The following is a 15,289-nucleotide window of genomic DNA, read 5'->3' on the forward strand; positions in this document are numbered from 1 at the left end:
TGTCACGCCTGCGCAAGGTCCTATAACCCTGCGTGAGAACCACGAGGGTACATATGTCTGAAGCTCAAATCACGGACTGGCTGGCATCGCAGAAGCAGGCGATGATCGATCTCTTGCGCGATGTCGTGAACATCGATTCCGGATCCTATGACAAGGAAGGCGTCGATGCGGTCGGTGCGCGGTTCGAGCGACATTTTGCCGAGCACGGCATTCCGGTCCGGCGCGAGGCCAACACCACTTTCGGCGATGCGATCCATGCCGAGGTGGCAAAGCCCGGCAGCAACGAGAAGCCGGTGCTGTTGATGGGTCATCGCGACACCGTGTTCGGCAAGGGCGAGGCCGGGCGGCGTCCGTTCACGATTCGAGATGGTCGCGCCTATGGGCCGGGCGTCGCCGACATGAAATCGGGCCTCGTCATGAACGTGTTCGTGGCGACCGCCTTCCATAAATTCGGCGGCTCGCCGCATCCCATCAAGGTGCTGATCACTTCGGACGAGGAGATCGGCTCGCCCGCCTGCCGCCCCATCATCGAGCGCGAGGGACGGGCCGCGCGCGCCGTGTTCAACTCCGAGCCGGGTCGCCCCACAGGCAATGTCGTGACGGGGCGCAAGGGCGGCATCTTCATGCACATGGCCATCACCGGCAAGGCCGCGCATTCCGGCGCCAATTTCGCCGCGGGCGTCAGCGCGATCGGCGAGCTCGCGCAAAAGATCGTCCAGATCCACGCACTGACCGATCTCGACAAGGGCATCACGCTCAATGTCGGCCTCGTCTCGGGCGGGCAGTCCGTCAACACGACGGCGCCTTACGCCGAAGGCCAGATCGACCTGCGCTATATCGATCCGGCCGACCGCGCGCGGATCATGGGTGCGATCGAAAAAATCGTCGCGACCTCCTACGTGCCGGGCACCAGCGCGACGCTGACGATCAAGGGCGAGTTCGTGCCGGTGGTGCAGAGCGCGGAGTCGAAGACGCTGTTCGAAGGCTATCAGGCCGCCGCAAGACAGGTGGGCCTCACTACGCTGCAGGGCGAGTTCTCCGGCGGCTGCGCCGATTCCGGCTTCACCGCCGCGGTGGGCACGCCGACCATCTGCGGCCTCGGCCCGGTCGGCGGGCTCGCGCACACGCCGGAGGAATATCTCGAGATCGACAGCATCGTGCCGCGCGCGCAGGCGCTGGCGCTGGCGATTTTAAGGGGGTAGCGCCACACACTCAGTGCCGTAGGGTGGGCAAAGCGAAGCGTGCCCACCAACTCTCTCATCATGTAAAAATCGTGGGCACGGCGCAGACGCGCCTTCGCCCACCCTACGAGACCTGCCGAGTTCTACGAATAACTCGGCGCGTCGGGCTTGCGGAAGATGTGGATGGGATCGCCCGGCACGATCGGCTGTCCCGAGAACATCGCGTAGGCATAGAGTGCGAGATAGGCGACCGCGAGCGCGCCGATGGCGTAGAAGGCTAGGGTCGCGACGCGCTTCATCGATCCGCTCCATGGCCGTCCCGGCGGGACGGCTGAAGCAGCGCTTCTAGAGCGATGAGGCCGAAAAGGCCAGCCGGCGCCTGCGGGCGGCGATCAAATGCCGCGCCGGGTGCGCGCGGGAACGCTGACGTCGGCGAGCCTTGCGGCGTCCTCGTCCTGGTCGACCGCCACATACTGGCCGTGCCAATAAGCGAGCGCCGCGTTGCGCGTTGAGTTCCTGACGTCCCTGACACGGCCGATGACGATGCCGTGCGAGTGCCGCTCGACGATCTCCTCGACCTCGCAGTCAAACACCGACAACGCACCGACGAGGAGCGGAACGCCTGAGACCGCCGTCACCCATTTGGCGCCGGCGAAGCGGTCAGCACCCTTCAGCCCGCCCTTGCCGGCAAAGCGCTCGGCAATGTCGAGCTGGTCGGCATTGAGGATGTTCACGCCGAAGGCGCCGTGACGCTTGATCAGCGGGAAGGACGAGGCATCGCGGTTGATGCTGACCAGCAGGGTCGGCGGCTCGACCGACAGCGAGGTGACGGATGTCACCGTCATGCCGGTGATGTCCTTGCCCCGCCCGGCGGTGATGACGCTGACCCCGCCGGTGAGGTGGCGCATGGCGCCGCGGAAATCGGCGGGCGAAACGGGGATTTCAGTCATGAGATCGCGGGGCACTACATTCATGGCATGGTCCCCGAAATGGGGTTCCCCTGTATTTAGGTACGATCGTCCGCCGACAAAAGGTGGCTCAGGATCGAGCCTTCGAGGCCCGCGAGCTCGGCCGAGCCCCGTTCGCGAGGCCGGGCGGCGTTAACCACGACATCGTGGGCGATCCGGCCCTCCTCGATCACCAGCACCCGGTCGGCCAGGGCGACCGCCTCGGAGACGTCGTGGGTGACCAGGATCGCGGTAAAGCCCTGGTCGCGCCAGACCCGCTCCAGGAGGCGCTGCATCGAGATGCGGGTCAGGGCATCGAGCGCGCCGAGCGGCTCGTCGAAGGCGAGCACGCGCGGACGGGAGACCAGCGCGCGGCCGAGCGCGACGCGCTGCTTCTGGCCGCCCGAGAGCACCGAAGGCCACTGGTCGCGCTTGTCGGCGAGACCGACCTCGGTCAACGCCTGCTCAGCGCGGGCATGCGCATCTTTTGAGGCGCGATCGCGGCCGAGGCCGACCTCGACATTGGCGAGCACGCGGGCCCAGGGCAAGAGCCGCGGCTCCTGGAACATCACACGGATGTCCTCCGGCTGCACATCCTGGCCGAAGCTGATGCTGCCGGCATCGATCTTGTCCAGGCCGGCGATGAGGCGCAGCAGCGTGCTCTTGCCGCAGCCACTCTTGCCGACGATGGCGACGAACTGGCCGGCGGGGATGTGCAGGTCGATGCCGCGCAGCACCTCGTTGCTGCCGAACGATTTGCGCAGGCCGCGAATGCTGAGCGGCAGGCCGCTGGTCTGCACCTGGCGTTCTTCTTGGCGCTCCTCGCGCACGACGCGGGCGTGAGGGGCGAAACTGGCGCGGCTGGCGAGCTCGGTCTCGGGAAGGGACGTACGAAGCGCTGTCTGCATGTGATTCCCAGTATTTCTGCTCAACGTTTCTGGAAGGCGGGGTGCCAGGAGAGCGTCGCCCGCTCCAGCACGCGGGAGGCGCTGTCGGCGAGCTTGCCGAGCAGGGCGTAGATCAGGATCGAGAGCACGACGACGTCGATCAGCATGAACTCGCGCGCCTGCATCGCCATGTAGCCAAGGCCCGATGATGCCGCGATGGTCTCGGCCACGATCAGCGTCAGCCACATGATGCCGAGCGCGAAGCGGATGCCGACGAAGATCGAGGGCAGCGCGCCCGGGAAGATGACGCGGCGGAACAGTTCGCCGTCGGTCATGCCGTAGATCCGGCCCATCTCGATCAGCTGCGGATCGACCGTGCGGATGCCGTGCAGCGTGTTGAGGTAGATCGGGAAGAACACGCCCAGCGCCACCAGGAAGAGCTTGGCGCTCTCGTCGATGCCGAACCAGAGGATGACCAGCGGGATCAGCGCCAGATGCGGCACGTTGCGCACCATCTGCAGCGTGGTGTCGGTGAGCTTGGCCGAGAGCTGCGACAGGCCGTTGGCGAGCCCGAAGGCGAAGCCGATGCTGCCGCCGATCAAAAAGCCGATCGAGGCGCGCCAGAACGACACCCAGATGTTGCGGACGAGCTCGCCCGAGAGCAGCAGCTTCCAGCCGGCGAGCGCGACATCGCTCGGTGCCGGCAGCACGCGCGTCGGCACGAAGCCGGTGACGCAGGCGATTTGCCAGATCGCGATGATGGTGAGCGGCACGATCCACTGGACCAGGCCGTCAACCCGCGGCAGGCGGACGCTGCGCGGGGTAGAGATGCTGCCGATGAGGCTCATGATTGCGATGCCTGTTTATGCGGGCGGAAGTCGTTGCCGACGGTCTCGCCGAAGGGACCGCCGTTGAAGTGCAATCTGGTCACGTTGCTGGGCTGCTCCAGCGAGAGCAGCGGGAACACCAGCTCGGCGAAGCGATAGGCTTCCTCCAGATGCGGGTAACCCGACATGATGAAGGTATCGATGCCGATGTCCTGATACTCCTTGATCCGCGCCGCGACCGTCTGGGCGTCACCAACCAGCGCCGTGCCGGCGCCGCCGCGGACGAGGCCGACACCCGCCCACAGGTTCGGTGCGATCTCGAGCTTGTCGCGCTTGCCGCCATGGAGCTGCGCCATGCGCTGCTGGCCGACGGAGTCCATGCGGGCAAAGTTCTTCTGCGCGGTGGCGATGGTGTCGTCGCTGACATGCTTGATCAGCTCATTCGCGGCGCGCCAGGCCTCTTCATTGGTCTCGCGGACGATGACGTGAAGACGGATGCCGAAGGAGAGTTTTCGGCCACGTGCGCCGGCGACCTCCCTCACCTTGGCGACCTTCTCCGCAACCAGGGCCGGCGGCTCGCCCCAGGTCAGATATTTGTCGACGGCGTCGACGGCGACGTCGATGCCGGCATCGGACGAGCCGCCGAAATAGAGCGGCGGGCGCGGCGACTGCACGGGGGGAAACAACAGCTTGCCGCCCTCGACGTGGATGTGCTTGCCCTCGACATTGACGGTCTTGCCGGCGAGCAGGTCGCTATAGACGTTGAGGAACTCGCGGGTGACCTCGTAGCGCTCATCGTGGGCGAGGAAGATGCCGTCGCCCTTGTTCTCGACGGGATCCCCGCCGGTGACGACATTGATCAGCAGCCGGCCGCCCGTGACGCGGTCGAGCGTCGCCGTCATGCGCGCGGCCACGCTCGGCGATTGCAGGCCAGGGCGCACAGCCACGAGGTAGCGCAGCCGCTCGGTGAACGGCGCGACTGCGGAAGCAACGATCCAGGAATCCTCGCAGGACCGTCCTGTCGGCAACAGCACGCCGAAATAGCCGAGCTGATCGGCGGCCTGCGCGACCTGGCGCAGATAGTTGAAATTGACCTCGCGGCCGCCGATGCCGGTGCCGAGATAGCGGCCGTCACCGTGGGTCGGCAGGAACCAGAGGATGTTGGCGCTGGATTGGCTCATGGATGTGCCCCTAGCCGTAGGTCGTGCCGACGGCGGCCGCGACGATACCGATCGACATGACGATGGCTGCGATCACGCGTTGAACGATGCGCTTCATGTTCAGACCTTTTTGGACGGGAAGATCGGTCGGCACGATCAGGCTGCCGGGTTGCGCCAGACGATGTCGCGGATGACGATCGGCTTCGGGATCAGGCCGAGCTTGTGGAAGCGATCGGCGACGCCCTGCTGGGTCGCGACGATGTCGTCGGTGACGGGACCGACCACGAAGGACGAGCGGTTGGCCGCGATGGTCTGGATATCCAGGGGGATGCCGGTGACTGCGGCGAGGGACTTTGCTACTTCATCGCGATGCTGCTCGGCCCATTTGGCGGTCGCGGTGGTGACGTCGACGATCTGCTGCAGGATGGCGCCGTGGTTCTTCGCAAAGTCGCGATTGGCGATGTAGAACGAGTTGGCCTTGGTGACCTCGCGCGCATTGATCAGGATGCGGCCGTTCTGCCTGGTCTCGCCGATCGCGAAGTAAGGATCCCAGATGGCCCAGGCCTCGATGCTGCCATTGGCGAAGGCGGGACCGGCATCCGGCGGCGTCAGATAGACCGGCGTGATGTCGGCATAGGTGAGGCCGGCCTTCTCCAGCGTCTGCACCACGATGTTGTGGGCGCTGGACCCCTTGGTGAAGCCGACGCGCTTGCCCTTCAGTTCAGCGATGGAGCGGATCGGCGAATCCTTCGACACCAGGATGCCCTGGCCGTTGGTGATCGGCTGTCCCGCGGCATAGACGATCGCCGCGCCCGCGGCCTGGGCGAACACCGGCGGGGAATCGCCGACGGCGCCGTAATCGACGCTGCCGACATTCATCGCCTCCATCATCGGCGGGCCCGAGGAGAACTCGACCCATTTCACCTCGATGCCCTGGGCCGCGAAATGCTTTTCCAGTGCGGCCTGCTGGCGCGTGATGACCAGCACGCCGTTCTTCTGGTAGCCGATACGAATTTCCTTCACCGCGCCTTGCGCGATGGCGGGTGACGCGACGGCAGCGGCGGCTGCTGTTCCAATCGACAGTTTCAGAAAGTCCCGACGCTGCATTCCACACTCCCGGCCGCATGCGGCCGTCCGTTCATCTGCGTTCGGGAATGATGGTGCTCCTTACCGGAGGTGTCGAGACATGCGGAAAAATAGCGATGCGAGCACTGCGCGTGTGGCCGAGTGCATGATTAATCTTTCAAGCGGCCGCGACGATGCAGACGGAATTTTTCCGCACGCGAATGTGAGAGCCGCCCGGATTCGGTCCGAGGCCCTGACGGCCTGAACAAAAAAGTCGCAAAACAACCCCATGCACAGTAGCCGGGGCATGCAAAGACAATGACTTACGCATTATCCGAAGCTCGTTTGACCCGTCGGGCAAAACAGGAGCATAATGGCATGATCGGGGTGCTCGGGACGGAGGGCACCAGCCGGTCTATTGCGACCACCTCATCGGCAAATTCTGCAGTCCGCGGAACGCCCAGCCGCCGATCCGCACAGGCTCGTCATCGGCGATCTCGATACGCCCCTCACGCGCGAACAATGTCGGCAGCGCGACGTCGGCGATCATGGCACGCGAAGCGAAGGCGCCGGCGCAGAAGTGCGGGCCGGCGCCGAAGGCGACGCTCTTGGTGGTGTCACGCCGCACGTCGAACTGGTCGGCGCGCTCAAAATGGTTCTCGTCGCGGTTGGCGGAGCCGAACATCAGGAACACGCGCTCGTCGGTTTCGAATGCGACATCGCGGATAGTCCACGGCTTTGCGATGCGACGCGGCGACATGCCGATCGGCGAGATCCAGCGGGCATATTCCTCGAAGGCCTGCAGCCAGGACACTTCGCCGCGCAGGACCAGATCGAGCTGGTCGGGATGGGTGAGCAGCGCCCACACCGTGCCGGCAATCGCCTTGCGCGGCTCGTTCTGGCCGCCCGAGATCGCGAGTTTGACATTCGCCCGTACGCTCTCCATCGGCATGCCCGAGCTAAGGAGCACGCCCAAAATGCTCTGGTCGGGATGCTTGCGCATCACCGGCAAAATGTCGTCGATCGCGGCATCGATGCCCGATGTCGCGGCGTGGCAGCGCGCCTCGACCGCGGGATCTCCGGCATAGTTCGCGATGCCCTCGATCATGCCCTGCGACCACGCGTCCATGTCCTCAAAGCCGATATTGGTGAGGCCGGTGATCGACTTCAGGCATTCCCCGGAGAACGGCAGCGCGAAATCGCGCATGAAGTCGATGCGGCCCGGTTCGATGCGATCGATGATGCGGTCGGCATGGGCCTGGAACAGCGCGGTCCAATGCACCTTCACCGTCTTCGGCGAGATCGTCGGAAACATCGCGCGACGCTCGACCTGATGCGCCTCACCGTCCTTGCGCATCATGTTGTGGCCCATCAGCCGGTTCATCAGGCCGGCGGGCTGGTGCGAGGAAAACACGTCGATCTGCTTCTCGGAAATCGAGATGTCGTCGCGGCTCGTCAGCAGCGTCGAGCCGAGCTGCGGCACGAAGGCGATCGGCGCTTCTTTTCGCATCTTCGCGAGCATCGGATAGGGGTCGGCCCAGAACGACGCAGGATCGATGTCGATGCGCGGCGCGGTGCTCAAGGCTGGCTCCCTTGTCGTCTCCTCGACACCAAGGCTAGCCCCTTCGGAGGCCGCCGTCTGTCCCCAGCGATTGGGACAGGCCGGCTCGCTAGCTGCAAACCATTCTTAACCGGCGACCGTGCCTCCAGACCCGGGATCGCGCGCCGCCGGGAAAAACCTGTGATTCTCAAATAGTTAAAATATGACCATGACTTCTGCGAGGGTCTGTTCGGGAAAAAGTAGCAATTGAGTTCCGCTGAAGGGGGTTGGTATCAAGGGCTTTGGACGAGCAAAGCGCTAAGGCTCGAACGGAAACGCGCCGCGCGTCTGAAAAACCGGTCGAATCTGATGGGTCGCGGACAATGACGGGCATCGATTTCGAGCAGATTGTGGACCGCATCCATGAGGCTGCGACTGCTCCCGAGCTCTGGCCGGACATTCTGGAAGATATCGCCCATGCCGCAGGTGCGCACGGCATGGTCATGATCACCTCGGACTCCGATCAGTGGTCCGGTGTCTGGAATGGTGTCGTGACGTCGCCGTCGATCCGTGAGGCATTCTCGGCATTCCTGCGTAGCGACCTCTCCAGCCGGACGGAGACGACCCCGAGACTCCTGGCGCTTGATCATCCCGGCTTCGTCGGCGAGCATGAGGCGTTTTCGCCGGAAGAATGGGAGCGCGATCCCTATCGGGTGGAGTGGAACAAGAAGTGGGGCTTCGAGCATGCCTGCGCGACGGCGGTCCGCAGCCCGTCCGGTGAGATCATCGTCTTCCATATGGAAAGACTGGCCGGCCGACCCGCCTTTTCGCGGCAGGATCTCGATTTTCTCGACCGGTTTCGCCCCCATCTCGCGCGGGCAGCTCTGCTGTCGACGCGCTGGCGTCTCACCCGGATGCGGGCGGCGACCGAGGCGTTGTCGCTTGTCGGCTTGCCAGCCCTCGCGATTGCGCGCTCCGGACGGGTTCTGGCAGCGAACGCCTTGATCGAAGCCATGACGGACGTTCTGAACTGGCTGCCGAAGGATCGGATCGCCATCAGGGACCGCGCGGCCGACACCCTGCTGCGCGCTGGCCTCGCCCAACTGGATTCGCCGGACAAGGCCGTGTGCTCCTTCGCCGCGCGTCGCACAAGCGATCTTGACCGGGTGGTCCTTCATCTCGTTCCGATGCCGGGTGAAGCGCGCGATCTGTTCGATGGGGCGGTTGGCCTCCTTGTTGCGACGCCGGTCACCGCCTCCCAGGCGCCGAGCCTGGCGCTCATTCGTGGCCTGTTCGATCTCACCCCCAGCGAGGCGCGCGTTGCGCGCGGAATCGCGCAAGGGCAGACGATCGGCGACATCGCGGCGCATCACGGACTAAGTCGCGAAACGATCCGCACGCAGATCAAGGCAGTGCTTGCCAAGACGGGATCGCGCAACCAGAAGAGCGCAGCTGCGCTCTTCGGTGCCATCCCTAAGCTGCCTCTTAAAGATTGAATCCAACCTTATCCGGCCAGACCGGCTTTGCTTTGTATGAGCAGGGCTTCTCTTCACCCAAATGGGTGAAGACACAAGGCAGCCCTCCGGGTTCAACTCCGCCCAGATTGGACGCCTGACGAGAAGCGGCGGGGATGGTGAAACCGGAATTTCCGATTTTCGAAGTGACCCTGGCGCGGCGCAGGCGAAGAACATGGGCCTGGAACGTCTGTACCGTCCAGGGCGCGGTCGTGATGCAGGGCCGGGAATCCAGTCGACCTGCCGCAAAGTACCAGGCCGAAAGAGCGCTTTTCATGCTGCTGCTGACCGCGCCCTATCGGTCGCGACTTTCGGTATAGCAAGGCGCTCATCGAGGCTGCAGGGTTGCCAGTGCCCTAGTTCAGGCTGCGCGTCAGCAGCCGCAGCACAATCGCGAACAGCTCGCTCTGCGAGGAGATGCCGAGCCGCTCATAGGCGCGCTTGCGGTAGGTCAGGGTCGAATGCAGGCTGATACCGAGTCCTTGCGAGATCGCCTCGGAGCTGAAGCCTGCGAGGATGCGGCAGCAGACCTCCCGCTCACGCGGCGTGAGAGCGGTGAGCGGCGCGCGGGTTGCGAACAGGGCAGCGAGGGATTGATCCGGCGCTGCCGTCTCCTGAAAATGGCGGGCGACGCTCGCCGCGATCGCAGGCGCGATGGCCCCAAGCCGGTCACGCTGCGCGGCGCTGAAGCGGCCCTGCGCGGCGATGCGATAAAAGTTGACGTAGAAGCAGGTGTCGCCGGTCCAGATCGCGGTCGCGCATTTGTCGACGATGCCGGAATCCTGGAAGAAGATTTTGCGGTAACGCGCGCCGTACATGCGCGGCGCGAACGCCGGCAGCATGATCGGCGCGCCGCCCTCGCCTTCGAACAACGCGTCGCGGTTGGGATCGGATTCGTGGAACTGGCCGGCATAGGCCGCGCCGAGATCACCGCCGATCGGGATGTTGCCGGCATCGAGCAGGCAGCGTGCGGCGCCCGCGCGGCCCAGCGCGAACACCATGCAATGGCCGACATCCGCCTGCCGGCGCAGCGTGTCGATCAGGATTTTCGGGAAATCGGAGCGATCGATGGCGAGCACCGCGGACGTGACATCACCCGTCGCCAAGCCTGAGCCTGTGTCGCGAGACCGCATCGTTTCCCCCGCAAGCCGTTGTTTTGCGAAAGGATAGCAGCAACGGGATTTCGACGGAAGTCGGCACAGCCTCAAGCCCGCCTACGAGCGGCCTACTTGCCCTCGTTCCATATGTCGGTGGTGAGCTTCCAGTCATTTTCGACCTTTTCCCAAACAACGACGTACTTCCCGGTCACTTCCTGCGGCGTCGGCGCCTTGGTCTTCAGAGCAAACGTGCCGATCTCGCGCGCCGCCAAAGGGCCAAGCGCCTTCACGTCAACAGTCGCGAGCTTGGGATCGCCGACCTGCTCCGCCATGCTTTTCCACATTCCCTCGATGGCTGCTCGACCCTGCACCATCGAAGAACCGGGCGGCAGCACGATCGCATCGGCGCTATAGAGCGACGCAATGCCAGAGAAATCGCCCTTGTTGAACAATTCAACAAATTTGGCATTGATCGCTTCAATCTCGGGCTTCTGTGCCAATGCCGGAGCCGCCAGCGAGCTCACGAATACAATCACCAGTGCGATGTTGCGCATGATCATCTCCAACTCAATCTGTGACTCGAATGCAGCGCGGCCGTTGCTCCACAGGAGATGCGTTGAATGCCGCATCCCAGACCGCGTTTGACGAAACAGCAACTCCGGAGGATTACCGTAAGCAATATTGACGAGATGCAGGATGCGGCAAACGAGATGACGGGCGTGACAAGTGTCCGCCGAAGACCGAGCGCCGGGCCGCGAATTCGCTCAGTGGCGCAACAGCACGATATCGCGCAGCGCGCGGCTCGAGCTTAAGACAGAGCCAATACCCAAGGCCATCAGCAGCAAGCCCACCCAGGTTGCCATCCAGCCGCCCTCGTCGGCCGCCTCCGCAACGCGGATGCTCACCGGTGGCACCTGGATAGAGGCCGCGTCGCTTGCGGGCGCTACAAGCTTTTGCACATCCCCCATGGCGGGCACGGCGTTCTCGGGCGTGAGCTGGCCGGCTGGAAGAGGGGCAGCGGCAGCGGCCGGCATCAAGGGCGTCGTGCTCGTACCGACATTGAAAGCAGCATCAGCGACCTTGATCTCGCGTGGAGGCTGCGGCGGCTCGACGCTCGCTGCCGGTGTGGAGCGCTCCAACTCGGCCCGCGCATCAACGACCGAGATCCGCCGCCTGGGCGGCGCAGTTTCGTTCTCGACAGGATTGGCGCGGCGATGGGCCACGCGACGATGAGCCGGCTTTTTCACCGTGGTGACACGCTCGGTCAGGAACCAGCATCTGCGGCCCTGGTCTCGCCGATAGACCCAGTGCTGGTCCGCACCGGCCGAGTTACCGGGCCGCGACAAGCATTCGGCCTGCGCCGGAGCGGTCGCCGCCGGCTCGCGCGCCGGGCTATTGAAAAGATCGGCAAATGGGTCGGAGAACGCAGGTTGCGCTGCCAGAACCCCAACGAGAACTAAACTCGCCTGACAAAGTCGCAAATGACCGGACATCGAAAACTCCCGGTGTTGCGCCCCCCACCGGCATGACCCTTCTCGGCGAGATGGGCCGCCATGCGGCCCAAATCTGGCGGAGCCATGGATTCATTGTGCGCGAGTCGCGAGGAACCGTGGGCCGAATGCAAAGCCCGCCCAGCAGCGCCCCGGTAGCAACGCGATGCATCTTCTTTTGCGGCCCCCAAAAGGAGTTCGGAGCTTCCAACATTGAGAAGCGGTTGGCAGGTGGGCTGCGAGCCATCAACGGAAGCAGCTGGTCGACCCATTCCGATTCACCAGTCCAAGCCTAAGCCTACCTAGGTATGTCCCCTTCATACCCCTGCGCAATGGCGCCAATCGAGGGCCCGATGCTACCAATAAGTCCAGAGTGAAAGGCAACGGAACCGGTCTCGCGGGCCGGCAGTTGCGGAGCAGGGTCGGCGGCGTAATGCCCGCCGGCCTTCCTCGACCAGGCGGACTGCCACAGCTAACTGCACGGCTAACTGCAGAGAGTACGCCATGAGAAACATCGCCGATCTCCTGATGCGGTTTTGGCAAGGGAGCCAGTCCACATCCCATACCGAGGTTGCGGCTTTTGCCGAAAACCTGGATCGATCCAGCATGGCTGATTTTGTCCGGATCCTGCAGTCCTACGATCAAGACCAGTACGGCAGGAGCTAGAGGCGACCGCGTCAGTCCGTGATGCGATTGTCAGAGCCATCGAAGCTCAGGACTCGAGACCGCCCGCGTCCAGCTTTTCATGTCTGCCACATCCGTTGCGGGTCGGAAGTCACCCGCGGTGCGGGAGCCATCAAAGTGGCCCCGCTGATCGACGTACACGACCTCTTCCGCGCAGGATGATCAGCCCACCGGCCCCAGTGTCCAGTTGTCCCCTGCAAGCGGGCTGACTTTCACGTCCTTGATGACTCCGCGCTCCAGGCTTGGATCGAAATGGCGCATCGTCCGCTCGTTGAAGTCGATGATGCGGCCGGGCCTGAGTGGTCCCACGTCATTGATCTTGACGATGACCTTCTTGCCGACGGCTTCGACCAGTGCAAATTTCGGCCTCGCACCAAATAGCACCCCACCGAATTTCCGACGCAAGGTCGTCTTGATCGCGGCCGCCCAGTCGGAGGGATCATAGCGCTCGCCGGAGGCTGTCTTCGGACCGCCCTCCTCCTTGCCGGGTTTGAACGGATTGTAGGTGGATGCAGCGCCAACGACCGCCTCCCCGGAGGCGGCATCGACGACGGCGTTTGCGTGACCCCCACGCGTTTCACTTCGAGCAACATTGACAGAAACGGCAAGCGCAACCAGGGCGCCGCAAAGCGCGGCGCTCGAGCGGAACAACATCATAACTCCTGTGATTTTTTAGATCGCCGGTTCCCGACACCGCAAACAGCGCAAGCGAACGCGCACGCGTTCATGAAGCTTGCACCGGATTTTTACGGGTTCGCGCCAACCCCTTGGCATGGAACCGTCGTGCGAACCAAACTGGTTCCCACGCAGTGTTTTACGTTGTCGCCGGTTAAGACAGAGATTGCGTCAGCAGCATGACTTAACGAACAGCCTATCCCGCCACCGCTTTTACTGGGGCGACATTGATCGCGAGCTTGCCGTAGCGATCCGTAAAAGCCACGGTGTCGATCTCTTCCAGCTTGATCTCTCCGCTCATCACGCCCTGTTTCCACGCGGCCTGCGCCGGATCGTTCTGGAACTCCGGCATCACCTCGCGGCCGAACAGCTCCAGCGATTCGCAGATGTGCTCGTGACTGTTCTTGCCCGCTTGATTTAGCAAGATGACTTGATCGATATGCGAAGACTGGAAGCGCTTCAGCTTCTTTCGGATCGTCTCGGGCGAGCCGATGAGGCCGCCGCGCAGCGCGGCCTCCTGCGCTTCCGGGTTGTCGCGCTTCCACTTGTTATACTCGTCCCACATGTTGACGGTGTAGGGCGCGGGACGCTGGCGATTTTGCGCGGCGCCGTAGTAGCGCAGCGCGAACTGGAAGAAGGTGGCGCCGTCGGCGCGGGCGCGCGCCTCTTCATCCGTCTTCGCGCACATGAAGAACGAGACCAGCGCCATGTTCGGGTTGATCTCGTAGTCCGCCAATCTGCGCAGACGCTTGGTCATGGCGTTGTAATAGGCGTGCACCCAGGCATGCGCGGCATCGGCGCTGACGAACTGAAAACCGAGCGCACCAAAACCGTGGCGGCCGGCGCGCTCGATGGTCGGCAGCTGCGAGCAGGCCATCCACAGCGGCGGATGCGGCTTCTGCACGGGCTTGGGCACGACGTTGCGCAAGGGGATGTCGAAATACCTGCCGTGATGCTCGCTGCCTGCGTCCTTGAACATCGGGAAGATCGCGGCGACGGCCTCCTCGAACACCTCCTTCTTGGTCTCCATGTCGCGGCCGAACGGGGTGAGCTCGGTGATGGACGCGCTCTCGCCCATGCCGAACTCGCAGCGGCCGTTACTGAGCAGGTCGAGCACCGCGACACGCTCGGCGACGCGCGCCGGATGGTTAGTGGTGAGCTGGAGGATGCCGTGGCCGAGGCGGATGCGCTTCGTGCGCTGGCTGGCGGCGGCGAGGAAGGATTCCGGCGAAGGCGAGTGCGAGTATTCCTCGAGGAAGTGGTGCTCGACCACCCAGGCGTGGTCGTAGCCGAGCTTGTCGGCGAGTTCCATCTGCGAGAGGGCATTCTGGTAGAGGGCGAGCTCGTCGCCGGCCACCCAGGGCCGTGGCAGCTGCAGCTCGTAGAAGATGCCGAACTTCATGACGCCTCTCCCGCATTGTTCTTGTTAACCGCATCTTAGAGCGTGATCCGGCGCTGTCTACGCGGTCGCAATTCCGCGGCGTGGGAGAACGATTCCCCGCCCGCGCAGAGCGGCGCGCTACGTCCCGGCACTGCCGCTGCGACATCCGCGCAAGTCGAGAGATTGATCCAGATCAACGCCGCGGCGGCCCAATTGCAGCAAAAGTGCTGCAAGGCAACGGCCCGGATGCCGTCCCGATGATTCCCATACCATCCCGAAGAGACCGAATATGTCGGCCCCTGACGACACGACTTCGCGCGTGCGCCGTAAGCGCATGGAGATTTTTGCGTTCCTGTTCCTGACCGCGGTCGTGATGCCCGTCCTCGCGGTCGGAACGGTCGGCTCCTATGGGCTCGGCGTCTGGATCTACCAGATGTTTGCCGGCCCTCCCGGCCCGCCGACCTCCGCGCATTGATCGTTCGACAAGCGAAAGACAGGCATCATGGCCCAAGCCAGAGTCACCAGAGCCAAACTCAACCGCCGTGCACTGATCACGGGCCGCGTGCTCAGCGCCGACCGCATCGTGTCGCCGCCGGGCTGCGAGATCGCCAGCATCATCGTGCAGGCGCGCCCCGAGCGGCTCGCCGAGGTGGAAGCCGAGATCGCGGCGATGCCCGGCTGCGAGATCCACGCCCGCGATCCGCGTGGCAAGCTTATCGTGGTCACCGAAGCGCCCGATGCCGGCAGCCTCGGCACCATGCTCAACACCATCCAGTCGCTGCAGCACGTCTATTCCGCGGCGCTGGTCTTCCACGCCATCGAAACCGCCTGAGTCAGGAAG

General features: G+C 64.1%; 19 protein-coding genes. 6 read left to right on the top strand and 13 right to left on the bottom strand.

The window, feature by feature from the left end; translation table 11 throughout:
• Positions 1 to 53 precede the first annotated feature (53 nt).
• Complete coding sequence (locus QA649_RS37965) at positions 54 to 1,202, top strand: M20 family metallopeptidase (protein ID WP_283021620.1); 1,149 nt, start codon at positions 54 to 56, stop codon at positions 1,200 to 1,202.
• Between the two features lie 122 nt (positions 1,203 to 1,324).
• On the opposite strand, the gene QA649_RS37970 is transcribed toward QA649_RS37965, so the two are convergent.
• The 8 genes from QA649_RS37970 to QA649_RS38005 form a co-directional block, all read right to left on the bottom strand.
• On the bottom strand, positions 1,325 to 1,480 hold the full coding sequence (locus tag QA649_RS37970) for a hypothetical protein (RefSeq protein WP_283021621.1): 156 nt from the start codon (positions 1,478 to 1,480) through the stop codon (positions 1,325 to 1,327).
• A 93-nt stretch (positions 1,481 to 1,573) separates the two neighbouring features.
• Positions 1,574 to 2,155 (bottom strand): flavin reductase family protein, encoded by a 582-nt coding sequence (locus QA649_RS37975; protein WP_283021622.1) that lies wholly within the window; start codon positions 2,153 to 2,155, stop codon positions 1,574 to 1,576.
• A gap of 32 nt (positions 2,156 to 2,187) precedes the next feature.
• Positions 2,188 to 3,036 carry an ATP-binding cassette domain-containing protein gene (locus tag QA649_RS37980; RefSeq protein WP_283021623.1) on the bottom strand — a complete coding sequence of 283 codons (849 nt, stop codon included), beginning with the start codon at positions 3,034 to 3,036 and terminating at the stop codon, positions 2,188 to 2,190.
• A gap of 20 nt (positions 3,037 to 3,056) precedes the next feature.
• Positions 3,057 to 3,863 (bottom strand): ABC transporter permease subunit, encoded by an 807-nt coding sequence (locus QA649_RS37985; protein ID WP_283021624.1) that lies wholly within the window; start codon positions 3,861 to 3,863, stop codon positions 3,057 to 3,059.
• Positions 3,860 to 5,023, bottom strand: coding sequence for an FMNH2-dependent alkanesulfonate monooxygenase (gene ssuD, locus QA649_RS37990; protein WP_283021625.1), 1,164 nt, complete (start codon positions 5,021 to 5,023; stop codon positions 3,860 to 3,862). Before ssuD ends, QA649_RS37985 begins: the two co-directional genes overlap by 4 nt.
• A gap of 10 nt (positions 5,024 to 5,033) precedes the next feature.
• Positions 5,034 to 5,156 carry a hypothetical protein gene (locus tag QA649_RS37995; protein ID WP_283021626.1) on the bottom strand — a complete coding sequence of 41 codons (123 nt, stop codon included), beginning with the start codon at positions 5,154 to 5,156 and terminating at the stop codon, positions 5,034 to 5,036.
• Positions 5,157 to 5,158: 2 nt separating this feature from the next.
• Complete coding sequence (locus QA649_RS38000; RefSeq protein WP_283021627.1) at positions 5,159 to 6,109, bottom strand: sulfonate ABC transporter substrate-binding protein; 951 nt, start codon at positions 6,107 to 6,109, stop codon at positions 5,159 to 5,161.
• A gap of 373 nt (positions 6,110 to 6,482) precedes the next feature.
• Positions 6,483 to 7,649 (bottom strand): cytochrome P450, encoded by a 1,167-nt coding sequence (locus QA649_RS38005; protein ID WP_283021628.1) that lies wholly within the window; start codon positions 7,647 to 7,649, stop codon positions 6,483 to 6,485.
• 341 nt (positions 7,650 to 7,990) lie between these two features.
• Between QA649_RS38005 and QA649_RS38010 the strand changes: the two genes are divergently transcribed.
• A complete protein-coding gene (locus QA649_RS38010) occupies positions 7,991 to 9,103 on the top strand; it encodes a helix-turn-helix transcriptional regulator (protein ID WP_283021629.1) in 1,113 nt (370 codons plus the stop codon).
• A 134-nt stretch (positions 9,104 to 9,237) separates the two neighbouring features.
• Positions 9,238 to 9,441, top strand: a complete 204-nt coding sequence (locus tag QA649_RS38015) for a hypothetical protein (RefSeq protein WP_283021630.1) — start codon at positions 9,238 to 9,240, stop codon at positions 9,439 to 9,441.
• Between the two features lie 36 nt (positions 9,442 to 9,477).
• On the opposite strand, the gene QA649_RS38020 is transcribed toward QA649_RS38015, so the two are convergent.
• The 3 genes from QA649_RS38020 to QA649_RS38030 all read right to left on the bottom strand — a co-directional run bounded on the left by QA649_RS38020 (position 9,478) and on the right by QA649_RS38030 (position 11,711).
• The gene (locus QA649_RS38020) at positions 9,478 to 10,254 is read right to left on the bottom strand and encodes a helix-turn-helix transcriptional regulator (protein ID WP_283021631.1); all 777 of its coding nucleotides are present in this window, start codon (positions 10,252 to 10,254) and stop codon (positions 9,478 to 9,480) included.
• Between the two features lie 92 nt (positions 10,255 to 10,346).
• Entirely contained in the window at positions 10,347 to 10,772 is a 426-nt protein-coding gene (locus QA649_RS38025) for a DUF4440 domain-containing protein (protein ID WP_283021632.1), read from the bottom strand.
• Between the two features lie 210 nt (positions 10,773 to 10,982).
• Positions 10,983 to 11,711 (bottom strand): hypothetical protein, encoded by a 729-nt coding sequence (locus QA649_RS38030; RefSeq protein ID WP_283021633.1) that lies wholly within the window; start codon positions 11,709 to 11,711, stop codon positions 10,983 to 10,985.
• A 501-nt stretch (positions 11,712 to 12,212) separates the two neighbouring features.
• Between QA649_RS38030 and QA649_RS38035 the strand changes: the two genes are divergently transcribed.
• A complete protein-coding gene (locus QA649_RS38035; protein WP_283021634.1) occupies positions 12,213 to 12,374 on the top strand; it encodes a hypothetical protein in 162 nt (53 codons plus the stop codon).
• Between the two features lie 180 nt (positions 12,375 to 12,554).
• Here the strand turns inward: QA649_RS38035 and QA649_RS38040 are convergent, their stop codons facing one another.
• Together QA649_RS38040 and QA649_RS38045 are read right to left on the bottom strand one after the other, a co-directional pair.
• Positions 12,555 to 13,049: a septal ring lytic transglycosylase RlpA family protein gene (locus tag QA649_RS38040; protein WP_349254055.1), complete on the bottom strand. Its 495-nt coding sequence runs from the start codon at positions 13,047 to 13,049 to the stop codon at positions 12,555 to 12,557.
• A 214-nt stretch (positions 13,050 to 13,263) separates the two neighbouring features.
• Positions 13,264 to 14,469, bottom strand: coding sequence for an LLM class flavin-dependent oxidoreductase (locus QA649_RS38045; protein WP_283021636.1), 1,206 nt, complete (start codon positions 14,467 to 14,469; stop codon positions 13,264 to 13,266).
• Between the two features lie 268 nt (positions 14,470 to 14,737).
• Between QA649_RS38045 and napE the strand changes: the two genes are divergently transcribed.
• Positions 14,738 to 14,923, top strand: coding sequence for a periplasmic nitrate reductase, NapE protein (gene napE / locus QA649_RS38050; protein ID WP_018641487.1), 186 nt, complete (start codon positions 14,738 to 14,740; stop codon positions 14,921 to 14,923).
• Between the two features lie 27 nt (positions 14,924 to 14,950).
• Positions 14,951 to 15,280: a chaperone NapD gene (locus QA649_RS38055; protein ID WP_283021637.1), complete on the top strand. Its 330-nt coding sequence runs from the start codon at positions 14,951 to 14,953 to the stop codon at positions 15,278 to 15,280.
• Positions 15,281 to 15,289: the final 9 nt, after the last annotated feature.

This window comes from Bradyrhizobium sp. CB1717 (assembly GCF_029714325.1).
Classification (GTDB): domain Bacteria; phylum Pseudomonadota; class Alphaproteobacteria; order Rhizobiales; family Xanthobacteraceae; genus Bradyrhizobium.

Excerpts from the sequence above, each read along its gene's own strand:
- QA649_RS37965 (WP_283021620.1), top strand. The coding sequence starts at position 54 with ATGTCTGAAGCTCAAATCACGGACTGGCTGGCATCGCAGAAGCAGGCG.
- QA649_RS37970 (WP_283021621.1), bottom strand. The coding sequence starts at position 1,480 with ATGAAGCGCGTCGCGACCCTAGCCTTCTACGCCATCGGCGCGCTCGCG.
- QA649_RS37975 (WP_283021622.1), bottom strand. The coding sequence starts at position 2,155 with ATGAATGTAGTGCCCCGCGATCTCATGACTGAAATCCCCGTTTCGCCC.
- QA649_RS37980 (WP_283021623.1), bottom strand. The coding sequence starts at position 3,036 with ATGCAGACAGCGCTTCGTACGTCCCTTCCCGAGACCGAGCTCGCCAGC.
- QA649_RS37985 (WP_283021624.1), bottom strand. The coding sequence starts at position 3,863 with ATGAGCCTCATCGGCAGCATCTCTACCCCGCGCAGCGTCCGCCTGCCG.
- ssuD (WP_283021625.1), bottom strand. The coding sequence starts at position 5,023 with ATGAGCCAATCCAGCGCCAACATCCTCTGGTTCCTGCCGACCCACGGT.
- QA649_RS38000 (WP_283021627.1), bottom strand. The coding sequence starts at position 6,109 with ATGCAGCGTCGGGACTTTCTGAAACTGTCGATTGGAACAGCAGCCGCC.
- QA649_RS38010 (WP_283021629.1), top strand. The coding sequence starts at position 7,991 with ATGACGGGCATCGATTTCGAGCAGATTGTGGACCGCATCCATGAGGCT.
- QA649_RS38015 (WP_283021630.1), top strand. The coding sequence starts at position 9,238 with ATGGTGAAACCGGAATTTCCGATTTTCGAAGTGACCCTGGCGCGGCGC.
- QA649_RS38020 (WP_283021631.1), bottom strand. The coding sequence starts at position 10,254 with ATGCGGTCTCGCGACACAGGCTCAGGCTTGGCGACGGGTGATGTCACG.
- QA649_RS38025 (WP_283021632.1), bottom strand. The coding sequence starts at position 10,772 with ATGCGCAACATCGCACTGGTGATTGTATTCGTGAGCTCGCTGGCGGCT.
- QA649_RS38030 (WP_283021633.1), bottom strand. The coding sequence starts at position 11,711 with ATGTCCGGTCATTTGCGACTTTGTCAGGCGAGTTTAGTTCTCGTTGGG.
- QA649_RS38035 (WP_283021634.1), top strand. The coding sequence starts at position 12,213 with ATGAGAAACATCGCCGATCTCCTGATGCGGTTTTGGCAAGGGAGCCAG.
- QA649_RS38040 (WP_349254055.1), bottom strand. The coding sequence starts at position 13,049 with ATGATGTTGTTCCGCTCGAGCGCCGCGCTTTGCGGCGCCCTGGTTGCG.
- QA649_RS38045 (WP_283021636.1), bottom strand. The coding sequence starts at position 14,469 with ATGAAGTTCGGCATCTTCTACGAGCTGCAGCTGCCACGGCCCTGGGTG.
- napE (WP_018641487.1), top strand. The coding sequence starts at position 14,738 with ATGTCGGCCCCTGACGACACGACTTCGCGCGTGCGCCGTAAGCGCATG.
- QA649_RS38055 (WP_283021637.1), top strand. The coding sequence starts at position 14,951 with ATGGCCCAAGCCAGAGTCACCAGAGCCAAACTCAACCGCCGTGCACTG.